Source organism: Bradyrhizobium pachyrhizi, assembly GCF_029714545.1.
Taxonomy (GTDB): Bacteria; Pseudomonadota; Alphaproteobacteria; order Rhizobiales; family Xanthobacteraceae; genus Bradyrhizobium; species Bradyrhizobium pachyrhizi.
This window is the reverse complement of the sequence record NZ_CP121667.1, coordinates 1,664,819-1,680,353: the sequence shown is the minus strand read 5'-3', so window position 1 is coordinate 1,680,353 and position 15,535 is coordinate 1,664,819. Positions and strand designations below refer to the sequence as shown.

The window sequence follows — 15,535 nt, the reverse complement described above, 5'->3', positions numbered from 1 at the left end:
TGGCCCGAACTTCACCACCGCCGGCCGCGCCGGCAGCTTCCATCGCCAACATGCCGTTTAGACATGCTTTTGCGGAATGCTGAAGTCCAGTATGTTTGCCGAAATGCCGCTCGACAATCGCACGGTAGTCCAATTTGCGGCCCAAACCGCCTCACAGGCTCGTTCAGGCCGCCTTAAACGCTGTCGAGGACAAAACGACCTAATGTTTCGTCGTGACAGGCAGTTTTGTAACATTGAACCCAAGATACGTCAATATGACTGACATAAATTTCTCAGGCATGGCTGCCAACCCCGATTCGCAGGGAGACGACCACGCTCCGGGGGCGGGGCGCGACCTGCGCTGGGACATCATCGAGCTGTTGTTCTTCGCCTACCGCGACTTTGTCGGCGACGCCGACCAGGAGCTGGAGGCGTTCGGCTTCGGCCGCGCCCACCACCGCGTCATCCACTTCGTCACCCGCTATCCGGGGCTGAAGGTCGCCGATCTGCTCGACGTCCTGCGCATCACCAAGCAGTCGCTCGGGCGCGTGCTCAAGCAGCTCTTGGACGAGGGCTACATCGTTCAGAAGACCGGCAACAACGACCGCCGGCAGCGCCTGCTCTACGCCACCCCGAAGGGCGAGGCGCTGGTCGCCAAGCTCGCGGGGCTGCAGACCGACCGCATCAACCGGGCGGTCGCCGGCATCGATCCGGCCGGCGTCGAGACGGTTCGCCAATTCCTCCGCGCGATGATCGACCGCGACGATCCCGACAAGGTGCTCGAAGCGATCTTCGGCGGCGGCAGAAAAACGAGGGAGTGAATCGGTGCAGGCTGCAACCATGATGCGCGCGCCGGTCGAGCCGGCAGACGACGCGCCGCATCTTCTGCTGGTCGACGACGACCGCCGCATTCGCGACCTGCTGTCGCGCTTTCTCTCCGGCGAAGGCTACCGGGTCACCACGGCAATGAGCGCCACCGATGCGCGCGCCAAGCTGCTCGGGCTGCATTTCGACCTGCTGATCCTCGACGTGATGATGCCCGGCGAGAACGGCTTCGACCTCGCCCGCTTCATCCGCAGCTCCTCGACGGTGCCGATCATCATGCTGACCGCGCGCCACGAGGCGGAAGCCCGCATCGAGGGCCTGCAGATCGGCGCCGACGATTATGTCGCCAAGCCGTTCGAGCCGCGCGAGCTGGTGCTCCGGATCGGCAATATCCTCAAGCGCACCGCGCCGCCGCAGGTCGCAGTCGTCGAGCAGATCGCGTTCGGCCCCTATATCTTCCACATCGAGCGCAGCGAACTGCGCCAGGGTGAAGAGATCATCCATCTCACCGATCGCGAGCGCGAGATGCTGCGCATCCTCGCCAGCGCGCCCGGCGAGACCGTGCCGCGCGCCGAGTTGACCTCCGGCGGCACCGTCAATGAGCGCGCGGTCGACGTGCAGATCAACCGCCTGCGCCGCAAGATCGAGCACGATCCCGCCAATCCGCTGTTCCTGCAGGCGGTGCGCGGCATCGGCTATCGCCTGGTCGCCTCGCCATAAGATGCTGCCATGAGCACGCTCGACTCCGGCCTGACCCTGATCCGCAACGCCTCGCAGCGCGTCTCGAAGGCGAACGGCTGGATGGGCAATGCGTTCAAGAGCTGGATGCCGACCGGCCTCTATGCCCGCGCGCTGCTGATCATGATCGTGCCGATGGTGATCCTGCAGACCGTGGTGGCGTTCGTGTTCATGGAGCGGCACTGGAACACGGTGACGCGGCGCCTGTCGGCCGCGGTGGTCTCCGATATCGCCGCGCTGATCGACGTCTACAAGAGCTACCCGCAGGACAAGGACCGCGCGCAGCTTCGCCGCATCGCCCAGAAACTGCAGCTGGTGGTCGACTTCCTTCCCGCCGGCGACATGCCGCCGCCGGGGCCGAAGCCGTTCTTCTCGCTGCTCGACCAGACCCTGTCGGTGCAGCTCGGCCGCCAGATCAGCCGTCCGTTCTGGATCGACACCGTCGGCAAATCCAATCTGGTCGAGATCCGCGTGCAGCTCGACGATTCGGTGATGCGGATCTTCGCCCAGCGCAGCGCGGCCTACGCCTCCAATTCGGAGATCTTCATCTTCTGGATGCTCGGCACCTCGACAATCCTCCTGATCGTCGCCGTGCTGTTCCTGCGCAACCAGATCAAGCCGATCCTGCGGCTGGCCGACGCCGCCGAAAGTTTCGGCAAGGGCCGCGAGGCGCCGAACTTCCGGCCACGCGGCGCGCGCGAGGTGCGGCGCGCGGCGCAGGCCTTCATCGAGATGAAGGCGCGCGTCGAACGTTCGATCGAGCAGCGCACCGCGATGCTCGCCGGCGTGTCGCATGACCTGCGCACCATCCTGACCCGGTTCAAGCTCGAGCTTGCCCTGATCGGCGAAGGCCCCGAGATCGACGCGATGCGCAAGGACGTCGACGAGATGTCGATGATGCTGGAGGATTATCTCGCCTTCGCCCGCGGCGATTCCGGCGAGGTCGCGCAGCCGACCGACATGGCGTTGGCGCTGGAGGAATTGCGCAGCGACGCCGAACGCCACGGCCATACCGCGACCGTTGCGTTCCACGGCCTGCCCGTCGTCACGGTGAAGCCGGCCTCGTTCAAGCGCTGCCTCGCCAACCTCGTCTCCAACGCGGCGCGCCACGCCAACACGATCTCGATCACCGGCCATCGCGATCACCGCTATCTCAACGTCACGGTCGACGACGACGGGCCGGGCATCCCCGCTGACATGCGCGAGGAAGTGTTCAAGCCGTTCCTGCGGCTCGACGATGCCCGCAACCAGGACGAAGGCGGCACCGGGCTCGGGCTTGCGATCGCTCGCGACATCGCCCGCTCGCATGGCGGCGACATCATGCTCAGCGAAAGCCCGATGGGCGGCCTGCGGGCCGTCGTGCGGGTGCCGGTGTGACATAGCGTTTTCGAGCGAAGTGGACGCCGGTTCGCGTGAAGAAAACGCGTCTAAAGCGCGATGAGATTAGGTTGAATCGTCATCGCGCCTTAGCTCTTTGTTTGAGCATGATCTTTTCGGAAAACCGCTTCGCACTTTTCCGGATCATGCTTTAAACAACAAATTCGAGCTACCAGCGATAGGACAAGGTCCCGATGACCTGCCGCCGCTCGCCGGCATAGCAGTAACCGGACTGGCAGGTCTGGTAGTGCGTGTCGAACAGATTGGTGGCGTTGACGCGCATGGTGGCGCCGAGGAAGCGCCGGTCCAGCCTGCCCAGATCGTAATCGATCACCGCATCGAACAACGTCGTCGCCGCGTTCTGGAACGTGTTCTGGTCGTTGCCGAAGTTCGTGCCGATATAACGCACGCCGAGACCAAGCCCGAGCCCTTCGACGGGCACGCCGGACTGGAACGTATATTTGCCGAAGGCGGCGAAGGAATTGCTCGGAATGCCGGAAAGCTGATTGCCGGTCGTATCGGGATTGCCCTGCGTGATCACGACGTTGAGATGGGTGTAGGCGGCGGTGAGATCAAATCCCTGCTTGAGCGCCAGCTTCGCCTCGAGCTCCACGCCCTTGGATTCGACCTGCCCGGTCGCTGCCTGGAACGCCATGTTGTTCGGATCGGTGCGCAGCACGTTGTCCTGCGTGATGTCGAACACCGCGGCGGTCAACAGCACCGCAATCTGCGGCATTTGGTACTTGATGCCCACTTCCTTCTGCTCGCCGGTGGTCGGCTTGAACGGCAGTCCGGATGCGTCGACGCCGACCTGCGGGGCGAATGCCGTCGCGTAGCTGATATAGGGTGCAATGCCGTTGTCGAAGACGTAGCTCAGGCCCGCACGGCCCGTGAAGTCAGTCGCTTTCTGCGTTGACGGCACGCCGTCGAGACCCGCGGTCGTCGTCTGCGACACCCAGCTCTGGCGGCCGTTGAGCGTCAGAATGAAGCCGCCGAGCTTGGCCTGGTCCTGCGCATAGACACCGACCTCGTCGGTCGACTGCTTGTTGAAGATCGAGAATGCCGGCGTCGCGATCGCCTGGGCGCCGTAGTTCATGGTCTGGAGATTGAGATCGGGCGCCGGCCCGTAGCCGATCTTGTCGTTGTAGTAGGAGTGGCCGTAGTCGACGCCGAGCAGCACGGTATTCTTGATCGCGCCGAGCATGAACTTGGCCTCGGCCTGATTGTCGAGCGTCACCGTGTTGAAGCTGTCCAGGATCCGCCAGGCGGACCGCGACGCCAGATTGGTGCCGCTGTCGATCGAATCGATCTGGGTGTATTTCGCGTCGACGTCGACCTGGTAGAAGCGGAAGTTCTGCCGCACCGTCCACACATCGTCGACATTGTGCTCGAACGCGTAGCCGATGCGATATTGCTTCTGATCCATGGCGCTGAACGCCGGATCATTCGAGTAGATGTTGGTCAATTGTCCGTCGGGCGTGCGGAAATTGCCGATGCTCGCGGCGGTTCGGTTGCTTTGATATTCGCTCAGGATGGTGAAGGACGTGTCGGCGTCCGGCCGCCAGGTCAGCGCCGGCGCGATATAGGCGCGATCGTCGTCGTTGCCCGGATACCAGGTCTTTGCGTCGCGAAGCAGACCCGTCAGCCGGTAGTACAGCTGATCGCTGCCGGGCACCGGACCACCGACATCGAAACTGCCCTGGTAACGGTCGTAGGTGCCGCCCTGCAGCTGCACCTCATCGAATGCCGTCAACGGCGGCCGCTTGGTCGTGACATCCACGATGCCTCCCGGAGAGCCGAGGCCATAGAGGCCCGAGGCTGGTCCGCGCAGGATCGACACGCTGTCGAGACCGTAGGGTTCGATCTTGGGAATGGCGAAGTTGCCGCCGCCCTGACGCAGGCCGTCGCGATAGATGCCTGTATAGGTCGCATCGAAGCCGCGGATGTAGAAACTGTCGAACCTTGGATCATAGCCGAACGCCGTGGTCGTCACGCCCGGCGTATAGCTGACGGCGTCCTTGAGCGTCTGAACGTTGCGATCCCTTAGCTCCTTTTGCGTGACGACCGAAAGCGACTGCGGCGTTTCGATCAGCGCTGTGCTGGTCTTGGTGCCGGCAGTGCTGGCGGTCGCGACGTAACCGGTCGTCATACCGATCGCGCCACCTGTGCCTTGCGACCGCGGAGCCTGACTCTGGGCGGGCGCAGTCGCATTGCGGCGCCGGTTCGCCGCGACCGCGCGCGAAGTCCTGGTGTTCTGAGTTGAAACGACGGCACCGCGCTTCTTTGCGGCGCCAGGTTCATCCACCGTCACTGCGGGAAGTTCGCTGACATTGTTCTGCGGAGGACTTGTCTGCGCCTGAGCGTAGGCGACGTCTGTGCCCATTGGCACAAGTATGACCGAACCGAGTAGCGCTGCGTTGATCGCAGCCGTTGATGCAAGCAAGCCGCGCTTGCTCCGCAACGAAGCCATTCCCACCGAACAAATCCCCGCATTGCCTTGCGCCGACATCGATCGAGCCGCGTTTGCGACAAGGCCGACATCGATTGGGGCGGACTTCTATCGGCGGGATGATCGAAATTCCACACGTGCAAAATAGAATCGATGGAAGCAGCAACGAAGCGCAACACTGGAGTGATTCAAGATGCGCAACGCTGGAACGATTCAAAACGACATGTTGGCGCGTCAGGCGTTCGACACGACGAAGGCGATGCGCGTCGTCTCTCGCAGAGAGTCTCGAACGCGAGGCACGCGGCGATCATTCAGTGATGTTGCATCCCGTCGACGTCATCGCGCGCCGAGGAGCACACGAACGCAGTGACGCGGAGGGATCGGATGGATTGCACATCGCCTCGGCGCAAGATTGCTCCGCATTTTCGTCGCGAACTGCTCGCAATGACGGTGATGCGAAGTGTCACAGACTCTCAGCATGAGAGGCGATGCATTCAGGCGCGCCGCAACGGCCGAATGCGCTGCGCGCTACTTCTGCTTGGGCAGGAGGCCCTTCAGCTTTTCCATGTCCTTGACGTTCATCTTCATGCCGCCGGGCATGATGATGTCACCGGCCTTCTGGTCGCTCTTGCAGGCGCCGAGCCATTTCGCCTCGATGGTCATCGTGGTATCGCGCGAGCCGGCCGCGCCGCCCTCGGCATGCGAGGTGCTCTTCACCGTGTAGGCGGAATTGAAATCGCCGACGATCTCGGCATGGCTCTGCATCGTCATGCCGGCGACGCTGCAGACGCTGTCGCTGACATAGCCGGTCGCGGTCTTCTGGATATCCTGCTTGGAGCAGACTTCCTTGGCCATCGGCGAGGCCGCCGCGCTCATCTCCTTGTCGGTGGTCTCGTCGGTGCAGTGCTGCATGGTGATTTCCGGCATCGGCCCGCCGGTGCGCACCATCTTCATCTCCCACAGACCGGCCTTGCGGATCGGCAGGTCGACGGCACTTGCGGCGCCAGCGGACAGGACAAGGCACACAGCCGAACCAAACAAGGCAAGCTGTCGGGTCATGCGGTCGGCTCCCGGCTGAACGATCGAAAGATCTGGTACGCGCTCAGTAGAGCGTGCGCAGCGGCCTCTGGGCCGCGCCATAGGGCACCCAGCGACAGGCGAAAGAGATGTAGCCGCCCGGATAGTTCTGCATCGCAAGGAACTTGGCCACCTTGCCGTAGGAGGCGCAATGATCGACGGCGAGCTGCCGGGCGTCGCTCTGGGTCGCCAGCGTATAGGCGATGATACCGCCGGTATCGTTGCCCTTGAACGGCGGCACCGGCTGCATCCAATCCGCTCGCGCCGGCACAACGGCCAGCATCCCGCAAACGGCAACCAGGCACGCGGCCAATTTCCTTCGCATCGCAGACTCCATTTCGCTTCGAGCCAACATAGAGTGCGCCGGCGACCGTGAAAAGAACGAGCCGGCTCCCCAAAGTGGACTTCTCCGCAGGTGTTGCCGCCCTGCACTTGACCTAGCCGGGGCTTCACGGCACCGTCCGCGGCATCGGATAATCGGGTGGATTCCCATGCGCAACCTGTTCAACTCCCGCAATAAACTCGGCCGCAAGCTCGGCCTCGGCGCCGCACTCGTGGTCAGCCTGCTGGCTTTCGGGGGTACGGCCCAGGCCGCCAATCCGCTCGAAATGAACTTCTGGCTGTCCGGCCCGCGCTATGACGGCAATGTGGCCCCATGCGAGAAGGCCCTGACGGTCATCAGCACGCAATTCCAGGAAAAGGAAGCCACCTTCTGGAATTCGCCGCTCGTGATCACCGGCTTCAACGGGATTCACGAAACCGCCTTCCGTCCCTGGCAGTCCGACAATATTCCGCGCCGTTATTGCACGGGCGAGGCGATGCTGAGCGACGGCAAGGTGCGCAAGGTGCACTATTCGATCATCGAGGACGGCGGCTTTGCCAGCATCAATCAGGGCGTCGAATGGTGCGTCGCGGGGCTCGACCGCAACTGGGCCTATAACCCGTCCTGCAAGGCCGCGCGGCCCTGATCTCCGACCAGATTGCTAAAGCAGGAGCCGCCGCCATTTGGACGGCGGCTTTTTGTTCTTGAAATGTTCTCGCGGCCTGCTAGGCTCCGGGCGGTCGAGTGAGGGAGCGGGTTGATGCCTCGGTTGGACACAATTTCCCGATTTTTGATTTCGGTTGCCATTATTCTGTGCAGTGCGGTTGGAGCCTCGGCCCAGGATCGCCGCCAGAATGCGCCCGGTGAGTTCGATTTCTATGTGCTGTCGCTGTCGTGGTCGCCCTCGTTCTGCGAGGCGGCGAGCGAGCGCGGCAACAACGGCCGCGGCACGCAGGCACAGTGCGGCGGACGGCCCTATTCCTTCGTGGTGCACGGCCTGTGGCCGCAATATGAGCGGGGCTTTCCGGAATACTGCCAGCGGCCCTCGCCGCGACTCGCCCGCAGCATCATGAGCTCGATGCTCGACCTGATGCCGGCGCCCGGGCTGATCTACAACGAGTGGGACAAGCACGGCACCTGCTCCGGTCTCGGCGAGCGCGCCTATTTCGAAGCCATCCGCAAGGCTCGCGCCACGGTGAAGATCCCCGAGGAATTCCTGCAATTGTCGGAGCCGAAGACGGTCGCGCCCGACGAGCTGGAGACGGCGTTCATCAAGGTCAATCCGGGCCTCAGCAACTCCGCGATCTCGGTGACCTGCGACAGCAAGCGGCTCAGCGAGGTGCGGATCTGCCTCAGCAAGGATCTGCAATTCCGCTCCTGCGAGGAAATCGATCGCCGCGCCTGCCGCCGCGATCAGGTGCTGATGCCGCCGGTTCGCGGCGGCTGACGCTCTGTGTCATGGCCGGCAGACCCGCGCCGCGCGTCGTCGCGCAGAACGTCCCGGCCACCTGCGCCATCGCGAAACAAGCCAGATAAGGCGCAGATGCCCGGGAGCCGGGCTTCGCCGAGCTCGGACGTTAACCCCGCCGAAGCTTTAGCGAAGGCCGGGACAAGCCCGGGCATGACGAGTACAACATGCGCACCCTTTGGGAGCGCGGCACGATCATCACATGAACTACCGTCACGCCTTTCATGCCGGCAGCTTTGCCGACGTCATCAAGCACATCGTGCTGGTGCGCATGCTCACCTATCTGCAGGACAAGCCGGCGCCGTTCCGCGTCATCGACACCCATGCCGGCGCCGGTCTCTATGATTTGACGTCGAGCGAAGCGCAGCGCGGCGGCGAATGGCTCACCGGCATCGCGCGGCTGATGCAGGCGCGGCTCTCCGACAAGGCATTGCCGCTGATCGCGCCCTATCTCGACATCGTCAGAGCATTCAATCCGAAAGGCGAGCTGAAAGCCTATCCCGGTTCGCCGTTGATCGCGCGGGCGCTGCTGCGTCCGCAAGATCGCCTCACCGCCTGCGAGATCGAACCGACGGCGCGCAAACAACTGATCGACGCGCTGCGACGCGACGCGCAAGCGCGCGTCGTCGATCTCGACGGCTGGATGGCGCTGCCCGCATTCGTGCCGCCGAACGAACGGCGCGGCCTGGTGCTGATCGATCCGCCGTTCGAAGCGAAGGACGAGTTCGAGCGGCTGGCCAGTGCTTTCACGGAAGCGTACGCGAAGTGGCCGACCGGCTCGTATCTTTTGTGGTACCCCGTAAAAACCCGGAGAGCCACCGATGAGCTAGCGCGCAGTGTGGCTGCTGCAGCAGCAAGCAGCCGGCCTGCCGGCAAATGCCTGCGATTGGAATTCAGTGTGGCACCGCAAGAAGCAGGCGCAGGCCTCGTTTCCACAGGTCTTTTGCTGGTGAATCCGCCGTGGACGCTGGCGAATGAGTTGAAGATCATCCTGCCCGAACTCGAGAAGCCGCTCGGTCAAGGCGGCGCGGGACGCTTCAGACTCGAGACGCCCAAACCATGATCGACACCTCCTACTGAAAAGTTCAATTTTGAGCATAGGCAATTTGCGCGGAACCGTATTATGCTCATCCTGTTACGACTGGCTTTACGTTCCGCTTCCGCGAATGGTTGCGGCGGAGTGACAAGGCCGAAATAAAATCCAGGCAGACCGGCGGCGTGACGCCGGGCTGTTCAGGTGGCCAAGCTTCCGACAAGCGAATGTCGGTCAACCGCTACGCGGCGTGCGCGTGGCGGTGGAGCAATACGGGGGAGGAGTTTCCCGATGGCCATGACTGGGACAGTCAAGTTCTTCAACGGAGAGCGTGGCTACGGCTTCATCAAGCCTGATGATGGCGGCCGCGATGTGTTCGTTCACATCACAGCTGTCGAGCGTGCAGGATTGAAGGACCTGACTGAAGGACAACGCATTACGTTCGAGGTTGAGCCCGACAAGAAGGGCAAGGGCCCGAAGGCGGTCAACCTGGTGGTCTCATGACGAGCGCTCGCGATGCGCGGGCTCGGGATGAACACCGAATGAGGCGTTGCGTGTGAGCTGACTGCCGAGCGCGTGGCTGGCGCTCGCTGGATGACCACCTGCATGATGCGGACGCGACTGGCGGTGCCGCATATCCCACACGTGCGGCCCACCGATTGGATTCGCGGACGCCGCGGCGTGTATATGGCCGTGCGCGACGTTGAGATCATTAACACAAAGAAAAACCCGGCCGCGCAAGGCGCGGCCGGGAGTTAATGGTCGACGTTTTCTTGTTCTCAGAAGTGATAGTTGATGCCGGCGCGAACCAGGCTGAAGCTGTAGCCGTTCGACACGCCACCGGTGATCGTGAAATTGCTGTTGGCAAGGTCGACGTAAAGATACTCGATCTTGGCGCTCCAGTGCGGGGCAAAGCCCATCTCGGCGCCGGCACCGACGGTGAAGCCCGCATTGGTGTGGCTCTCCGTGATGCCGAATGTCTCGCCGCGCAGTTCGCCGAAGGCGAGACCGCCGGTCGCGTAGAACAGCACGTTGTTGACCGCATAGCCGGCGCGGCCGCGCACCGTGCCGAACCACGGGTTGGAGAACTTCCACGGCGCGAAGCGGTCGTCGGCAGTGGTGCCCTGGATATCGGCCTCGATACCGAACACCCAGGGGGAGCCGTTCTGGAAGTTGTAGCCGGCCTGCACACCGCCGACGAAACCGGACGGCTTGGTCGGGTTGTTCTCGACCGAGCCCCAGCCATAGCCGACATTGCCGCCAAGGTAGGGGCCGGCCCAGCTATAGGCATTGAGCGGCTGATAGACGGTATAGGGCGATCCGTAGTTGAGGTCGGCCGACGCGGCCGAGGTCGTCCAGCCTGCAACGATCAGTGCCAGCGCACGCGCAACAAACCGGGTCATTGGTACTCTCCACCACGCAACTGCCGCAGCCCGCCGGCCAGGGCCGGCGTGGTTACGGAATTCCACTCTTTTCGCTAAGGTTTATCGAGAGTTTTAAGTTAAAGGGCTGTTAAGCCCGGTTACCGGCCCGCTCATCAGTCTTAACAAGGTGTTACGCACCCCCTCCCGGCGCCCGCGCGGGGCCGGTAACCTCCTGCAATCGAGGTGCTTTTTGTTGGTGCCGTCAGCGCTGGCGACCGGTCGCCCAAGCACTTAGTTTACGGCCCATGGTTCACGATTCTCCCGAGCGCCCGACGCCGGCCCCCAAGGTTGACTCCAAGGCTGACCCCAAGCCACGGCGCGGTTCAAAGTCCGACCTGCCACAGGACGATCTGGCGCTCGATACAAGCGACGTCGATCCCGAAACCTCCGCCGCCGAGGAGGAGGACGAGGCACGCCTGCCCGAGGCTTCGGAGGACGCCGCCGAGGCGGTCGCCGAGGGCACGCTCTCGGTCGGACATGCCGCGATCGAGAACGCGGTCCGCCTCGCCCCGACCTCGCCCGGCGTCTACCGCATGCTCAACGCCGCCAACGACGTGCTCTATGTCGGCAAGGCGAAGAACGTCAAAAAGCGGCTGTCGTCCTATGCGCGGGCCAACGCGCCGCTGCCGGCGCGCATCCTGCGCATGATCGCGGCGACCACGCATGTCGAGATCGTCTCGACCATGACCGAGACCGAGGCGCTGCTGCTCGAAGCCAATCTGATCAAGCAGCTCCGTCCGCGCTTCAATGTGCAGCTGCGCGACGACAAGTCGTTTCCCTATATTCTGATCACCGGCGACCATTGGGCGCCGCAGATCCTCAAGCATCGCGGCGCGCAGTCGCGGCCGGGCCGCTATTTCGGCCCGTTCGCCAATGCAGGCGCGGTCAACCGCACCATCACGGCGCTGCAGCGCGCGTTCCTGATCCGCTCCTGCACCGACGGCTTCTTCGAAAGCCGCAGCCGGCCCTGCCTGCTCTATCAGATCAAGCGCTGCGCCGGTCCCTGCACGCGCGAGATCGACTTCCCCGGCTATAGCGAACTGGTGCGCGAGGCGACCGAATTCCTCTCCGGCCGCAGTCACGCCGTGAAGGAGCTGCTCGCGGCCGAGATGGAGAAGGCCTCCGGCGAGCTCGAGTTCGAAACCGCGGCGCTGTACCGCGATCGTCTCGCAGCGCTGTCGGCGATCCAGTCGCAGCAGGGCATCAATCCGCGCACGGTCGAAGAGGCCGATGTGTTCGCGATCCACCAGGAGGGCGGCTATTCCTGCGTCGAGGTGTTCTTCTTCCGCACCGGCCAGAACTGGGGCAACCGCGCCTATTTCCCGAAGGCCGAGAAGAGCTTCACGCCCGAGGAGGTGCTGTCCTCGTTCCTTGCGCAATTCTACGACGACAAGCCGCCGCCGAAGCTGATTCTGCTGTCGCACGAGATCGAGGAAAGCGCGTTGCTCGCCGACGCGCTGTCGGTCAAGGCCGGATCCAAGGTCGAGGTCTCCGTGCCGAAGCGCGGCGAGAAGAAAGAGCTGATCGGCCACGCGCTCACCAACGCGCGCGAGGCACTCGGCCGCAAGCTCGCCGATACCGCGACGCAAAGCCGGCTGCTGGAGGGCATGGTCTCGACGCTCGGCCTGCCGCACACGCCCAAGCGGATCGAGGTCTACGACAACAGCCACATCCAGGGCACCAACGCGGTCGGCGCGATGATCGTGGCGGGACCCGACGGGTTCATGAAAAACCAGTACCGCAAGTTCAACATCAAGTCCGAAGGGCTGACGCCCGGCGACGATTACGGAATGATGCGCGAGGTGCTGGAACGCCGCTTCAAGCGGCTGCTGAAGCCGCCGGAGGGCGAGGCCGCTGCCAAGACGAAAGCGGATGACGATTCGTTTCCGCAATGGCCCGATCTCGTCATCATCGACGGCGGCCGCGGCCAGCTCAACGCGGTCCGGGAGATTTTCCAGAATCTCGGACTGACCGAGGTCTCGCTGATGGCGGTGGCCAAGGGTCCGGAGCGCGATGCCGGGCGCGAAACCCTGTTCATGCCCGACCGCGAGGCCATCAAGCTGGAGCCGCGCGACCCGGTGCTCTATTTCATCCAGCGGCTGCGCGACGAGGCCCATCGCTTCGTGATCGGCTCGCACCGCAAGCTGCGCAAAAAAGACATCCGCGAGGCCGGCCTGCAGGAGATCCCGGGCATCGGCCCGTCCCGCAAGCGTGCCTTGCTGCACCACTTCGGAACGCTCAAGGAGATCGAGCGGGCCTCGATCGCCGACCTCGGCAAGGTTCCCGGCGTCAGCGCCGAGAGTGCCCGCAAGATTTTCGAGTTTTTCCACGCCCAGCCGGGTTAAACCAAAGGCGAGTCATCACGGCGTCGCCTGCGACAGGGCATCTAGGGCATGATGCGGAAAAGTGTGAGGCAGTTATCCGAAAAGATCATGCTTAAACAACGAGCTAAGGCGCTATGACGATGCAGCGCAATCTGGTCGCGCTTTGCGCGTCCGCACGGTTGACCTTCTCGCTTCAGCGGTATTGGTAGAACGGATGAACATCGCCACGACCCGGGGACAGACCAAGACCATGTCCCTCCCGAATATCCTGACCTACGCCCGGATCGCCGCGATCCCGGTGGTGATCGGCTGCGTCTACTGGCAATCGATCCTGGACGGCCCGTTGTGGCTGCGCTGGGTGGCGCTGGCTGTGTTCATTGCGGCGGGGATCACCGACTATCTCGACGGCTATTATGCCCGGATGTGGGACCAGCAGTCCGCCTTCGGCCGGATGCTCGATCCGATCGCCGACAAGCTGCTGGTCGCCTCCAGCCTTCTGATGCTGGCCGCCGACAATTCGATCCATGGCTGGACGCTGTGGGCGGCGATCGTGATCCTGTGCCGCGAGATCCTGGTCTCGGGCCTGCGCGAATATCTCGCAGGGCTCAGGGTCAGCGTTCCCGTCACCAAGCTGGCGAAATGGAAGACGACGATCCAGCTGGTGGCGATCGGCTTTCTGATCGCCGGCGAAGCGGGCGAGCAGGTCTTCCCGGCCACCACCCTGATCGGCATCGTGCTGCTCTGGATGTCGGCGATCTTCACGATCTACACCGGCTGGGATTACTTCCGTGCCGGCATCCATCACCTCATCAAGGAGGATGAGGGATGAAGCTGAAATATTTCGCCTGGGTGCGTGAACGCGTCGGCAAGGCTGAAGAGATCGTCGAGCCGCCGGCCGAGGTGCGCACCGTCGGCGACCTGATCGGCTGGCTTGCCGCGCGCGACGATGCCTATGCCTATGCCTTCGAGAAGCCGACAGTGATCCGCGCCGCGATCGACCACGCCCATGTCAAATCGGACGCGGCGATCTCCGGCGCCCGCGAGATCGCGTTCTTTCCGCCGATGACCGGCGGCTAAATCCCGACATGACCGTCGCAGCGACCATCCGTATCCAGCAAGCCGACTTCGACGTCGCGCAGGAGATCGCGGCCTTAAGCCGAGGCCGCACCGATGTCGGCGCGGTCGTCAGCTTCAGCGGCATCTGCCGCGGCAGCGAGCAGGGCGAGCCGATCGCGGCGCTGACGCTCGAACATTATCCTGAAATGGCGGAAGCGGAGATTGGACGCCACGCCGACGAGGCGCTGTCGCGCTGGCCGTTGCAGGGCCTCACCATCATCCATCGCTTCGGCCGTATCACGCCGGGCGAGAACATCGTGCTGGTCGTGACCGCCTCGGCGCACCGGCAGGCCGCGTTCGAGGCCGCCGAGTTTCTGATGGACTATCTGAAGACCAACGCACCGTTCTGGAAGCGCGAGGAAAGCGCGCGCGGCGCGAGCTGGATCGAGGCGCAGGACCACGACGACGCGGCCGCCGCGCGCTGGACCAAATCCTGATGGCCCAGCGCAGCAAAGTGCCGGCCAGACGCAGCCCCGCCGTGCCGAAAGCGCCGAAAGTCGGCGCCGGCGAGCTTCGCACCCTGTTTGACTTCCTGCGCTATGCGACGAGCCGATTCAACGCGGCCAAGCTCGTGTTCGCGCACGGCACCACCGATCCGGTGGCCGAGGCCGCGTTCCTGATCTGCGAGACGCTGCACCTGCATCCCGACCAGTTCGAGAACTTTGCCACCGCGCGCGTCACGATTGCCGAGGGCAAGCAGATCCTCGACCTGATCGAGCGCCGGATCGCGACGCGGAAGCCGGCCGCCTATCTCGTCAACAAGGTCTATATGCGCGGCCTGCCGTTCTATGTCGACGAGCGCACCATCGTGCCGCGCTCCTTCATCGGCGAATTGCTGGATTCGCATTTCGGCGGTGACGAGGAGGGCACCTCGCTGGTCGGCGATCCCGACGAGGTCGAACGCGTGCTCGATCTCTGCACCGGCTCCGGCTGCCTCGCGATCCTGGCGGCCCGGCATTTCCCCAACGCCGCGGTCGATGCCGTCGATATTTCAAAGGACGCGCTGGAGGTCGCCGCGCGCAACGTCGCCGACCAGGGCCTCGACGATCGCCTGACGCTGCATCGCGGCGACCTGTTCAGGCCGCTCGGCGACAACAGATACGATCTCATCATCTCGAACCCGCCCTATGTCGACGCCGAAGGCATGGCGGCGCTGCCGCGCGAGTGCCGTGCCGAGCCGAAGATCGCGTTCGACGGCGGCGCCGACGGGCTCGACATCGTCCGCCGCCTGCTCGATGAGGCGAAGCAGCATCTGACCCCGCAGGGCGGGCTGCTCTGCGAGATCGGCCGCGGCCGCGACAATCTCGAGGCCGCCTATCCGAACCTGCCGCTGCTCTGGCTCGACACCGAGGACTCCGAGGGCGAGGTGTTCTGGATCGCCGCCACGGACCTCTGACCGGCGT

Annotated in this window: 16 protein-coding genes; 12 read left to right on the top strand and 4 right to left on the bottom strand. The window is 63.8% G+C overall.

Going from position 1 to position 15,535, the window contains the following annotated elements:
* The first annotated feature begins 254 nt into the window (after window positions 1-254).
* The 3 genes from QA639_RS07645 to QA639_RS07635 are packed head-to-tail and all read left to right on the top strand — an operon-like array spanning window position 255 to window position 2,919.
* Window positions 255-800, top strand: coding sequence for a MarR family winged helix-turn-helix transcriptional regulator (locus tag QA639_RS07645; protein ID WP_028333084.1), 546 nt, complete (start codon window positions 255-257; stop codon window positions 798-800).
* A gap of 19 nt (window positions 801-819) precedes the next feature.
* Window positions 820-1,524 carry a response regulator gene (locus QA639_RS07640; protein WP_038377300.1) on the top strand — a complete coding sequence of 235 codons (705 nt, stop codon included), beginning with the start codon at window positions 820-822 and terminating at the stop codon, window positions 1,522-1,524.
* Window positions 1,525-1,533: 9 nt separating this feature from the next.
* Complete coding sequence (locus QA639_RS07635; RefSeq protein ID WP_028333083.1) at window positions 1,534-2,919, top strand: ATP-binding protein; 1,386 nt, start codon at window positions 1,534-1,536, stop codon at window positions 2,917-2,919.
* 169 nt (window positions 2,920-3,088) lie between these two features.
* Here the strand turns inward: QA639_RS07635 and QA639_RS07630 are convergent, their stop codons facing one another.
* The 3 genes from QA639_RS07630 to QA639_RS07620 all read right to left on the bottom strand — a co-directional run bounded on the left by QA639_RS07630 (window position 3,089) and on the right by QA639_RS07620 (window position 6,770).
* Complete coding sequence (locus QA639_RS07630) at window positions 3,089-5,068, bottom strand: TonB-dependent siderophore receptor (protein ID WP_283089465.1); 1,980 nt, start codon at window positions 5,066-5,068, stop codon at window positions 3,089-3,091.
* A gap of 828 nt (window positions 5,069-5,896) precedes the next feature.
* Window positions 5,897-6,427: a DUF3617 domain-containing protein gene (locus tag QA639_RS07625; RefSeq protein ID WP_028333081.1), complete on the bottom strand. Its 531-nt coding sequence runs from the start codon at window positions 6,425-6,427 to the stop codon at window positions 5,897-5,899.
* 43 nt (window positions 6,428-6,470) lie between these two features.
* Window positions 6,471-6,770: a hypothetical protein gene (locus QA639_RS07620; RefSeq protein WP_028333080.1), complete on the bottom strand. Its 300-nt coding sequence runs from the start codon at window positions 6,768-6,770 to the stop codon at window positions 6,471-6,473.
* 166 nt (window positions 6,771-6,936) lie between these two features.
* On the opposite strand from QA639_RS07620, the gene QA639_RS07615 reads away from it, so the two are divergent.
* The 4 genes from QA639_RS07615 to QA639_RS07600 all read left to right on the top strand — a co-directional run bounded on the left by QA639_RS07615 (window position 6,937) and on the right by QA639_RS07600 (window position 9,772).
* The gene (locus QA639_RS07615) at window positions 6,937-7,413 is read left to right on the top strand and encodes a hypothetical protein (RefSeq protein ID WP_028333079.1); all 477 of its coding nucleotides are present in this window, start codon (window positions 6,937-6,939) and stop codon (window positions 7,411-7,413) included.
* 114 nt (window positions 7,414-7,527) lie between these two features.
* Complete coding sequence (locus QA639_RS07610; protein ID WP_038377299.1) at window positions 7,528-8,214, top strand: ribonuclease T2 family protein; 687 nt, start codon at window positions 7,528-7,530, stop codon at window positions 8,212-8,214.
* A gap of 223 nt (window positions 8,215-8,437) precedes the next feature.
* Window positions 8,438-9,298, top strand: a complete 861-nt coding sequence (locus tag QA639_RS07605; protein ID WP_157346823.1) for a 23S rRNA (adenine(2030)-N(6))-methyltransferase RlmJ — start codon at window positions 8,438-8,440, stop codon at window positions 9,296-9,298.
* A 261-nt stretch (window positions 9,299-9,559) separates the two neighbouring features.
* Window positions 9,560-9,772: a cold-shock protein gene (locus QA639_RS07600; RefSeq protein ID WP_016844477.1), complete on the top strand. Its 213-nt coding sequence runs from the start codon at window positions 9,560-9,562 to the stop codon at window positions 9,770-9,772.
* Between the two features lie 275 nt (window positions 9,773-10,047).
* On the opposite strand, the gene QA639_RS07595 is transcribed toward QA639_RS07600, so the two are convergent.
* Window positions 10,048-10,671, bottom strand: coding sequence for an outer membrane protein (locus QA639_RS07595; RefSeq protein WP_016844476.1), 624 nt, complete (start codon window positions 10,669-10,671; stop codon window positions 10,048-10,050).
* 266 nt (window positions 10,672-10,937) lie between these two features.
* Here QA639_RS07595 and uvrC point away from each other — a divergent pair, with 266 nt between their 5' ends.
* The 5 genes from uvrC (at window position 10,938) to prmB (ending at window position 15,528) form a co-directional block, all read left to right on the top strand.
* Window positions 10,938-13,037, top strand: a complete 2,100-nt coding sequence (gene uvrC, locus QA639_RS07590) for an excinuclease ABC subunit UvrC (protein ID WP_028333076.1) — start codon at window positions 10,938-10,940, stop codon at window positions 13,035-13,037.
* A gap of 193 nt (window positions 13,038-13,230) precedes the next feature.
* Window positions 13,231-13,845, top strand: coding sequence for a CDP-diacylglycerol--glycerol-3-phosphate 3-phosphatidyltransferase (pgsA, locus tag QA639_RS07585; protein WP_016844474.1), 615 nt, complete (start codon window positions 13,231-13,233; stop codon window positions 13,843-13,845).
* Window positions 13,842-14,093 (top strand): molybdopterin converting factor subunit 1, encoded by a 252-nt coding sequence (moaD, locus tag QA639_RS07580; RefSeq protein ID WP_028333074.1) that lies wholly within the window; start codon window positions 13,842-13,844, stop codon window positions 14,091-14,093. Before pgsA ends, moaD begins: the two co-directional genes overlap by 4 nt.
* 8 nt (window positions 14,094-14,101) lie before the next feature.
* Window positions 14,102-14,569 (top strand): molybdenum cofactor biosynthesis protein MoaE, encoded by a 468-nt coding sequence (locus QA639_RS07575; protein ID WP_028333073.1) that lies wholly within the window; start codon window positions 14,102-14,104, stop codon window positions 14,567-14,569.
* Window positions 14,569-15,528 carry a 50S ribosomal protein L3 N(5)-glutamine methyltransferase gene (gene prmB, locus QA639_RS07570; protein ID WP_283089464.1) on the top strand — a complete coding sequence of 320 codons (960 nt, stop codon included), beginning with the start codon at window positions 14,569-14,571 and terminating at the stop codon, window positions 15,526-15,528. Before QA639_RS07575 ends, prmB begins: the two co-directional genes overlap by 1 nt.
* Window positions 15,529-15,535 lie beyond the last annotated feature (7 nt).

Excerpts from the sequence above, each read along its gene's own strand:
- QA639_RS07645 (WP_028333084.1), top strand. The coding sequence starts at position 255 with ATGACTGACATAAATTTCTCAGGCATGGCTGCCAACCCCGATTCGCAG.
- QA639_RS07610 (WP_038377299.1), top strand. The coding sequence starts at position 7,528 with ATGCCTCGGTTGGACACAATTTCCCGATTTTTGATTTCGGTTGCCATT.
- QA639_RS07595 (WP_016844476.1), bottom strand. The coding sequence starts at position 10,671 with ATGACCCGGTTTGTTGCGCGTGCGCTGGCACTGATCGTTGCAGGCTGG.
- prmB (WP_283089464.1), top strand. The coding sequence starts at position 14,569 with ATGGCCCAGCGCAGCAAAGTGCCGGCCAGACGCAGCCCCGCCGTGCCG.
- QA639_RS07600 (WP_016844477.1), top strand. The coding sequence starts at position 9,560 with ATGGCCATGACTGGGACAGTCAAGTTCTTCAACGGAGAGCGTGGCTAC.
- pgsA (WP_016844474.1), top strand. The coding sequence starts at position 13,231 with ATGAACATCGCCACGACCCGGGGACAGACCAAGACCATGTCCCTCCCG.
- QA639_RS07620 (WP_028333080.1), bottom strand. The coding sequence starts at position 6,770 with ATGCGAAGGAAATTGGCCGCGTGCCTGGTTGCCGTTTGCGGGATGCTG.
- QA639_RS07575 (WP_028333073.1), top strand. The coding sequence starts at position 14,102 with ATGACCGTCGCAGCGACCATCCGTATCCAGCAAGCCGACTTCGACGTC.
- QA639_RS07605 (WP_157346823.1), top strand. The coding sequence starts at position 8,438 with ATGAACTACCGTCACGCCTTTCATGCCGGCAGCTTTGCCGACGTCATC.
- QA639_RS07635 (WP_028333083.1), top strand. The coding sequence starts at position 1,534 with ATGAGCACGCTCGACTCCGGCCTGACCCTGATCCGCAACGCCTCGCAG.
- QA639_RS07640 (WP_038377300.1), top strand. The coding sequence starts at position 820 with ATGATGCGCGCGCCGGTCGAGCCGGCAGACGACGCGCCGCATCTTCTG.
- QA639_RS07630 (WP_283089465.1), bottom strand. The coding sequence starts at position 5,068 with ATGACGACCGGTTACGTCGCGACCGCCAGCACTGCCGGCACCAAGACC.
- uvrC (WP_028333076.1), top strand. The coding sequence starts at position 10,938 with ATGGTTCACGATTCTCCCGAGCGCCCGACGCCGGCCCCCAAGGTTGAC.
- QA639_RS07625 (WP_028333081.1), bottom strand. The coding sequence starts at position 6,427 with ATGACCCGACAGCTTGCCTTGTTTGGTTCGGCTGTGTGCCTTGTCCTG.
- QA639_RS07615 (WP_028333079.1), top strand. The coding sequence starts at position 6,937 with ATGCGCAACCTGTTCAACTCCCGCAATAAACTCGGCCGCAAGCTCGGC.
- moaD (WP_028333074.1), top strand. The coding sequence starts at position 13,842 with ATGAAGCTGAAATATTTCGCCTGGGTGCGTGAACGCGTCGGCAAGGCT.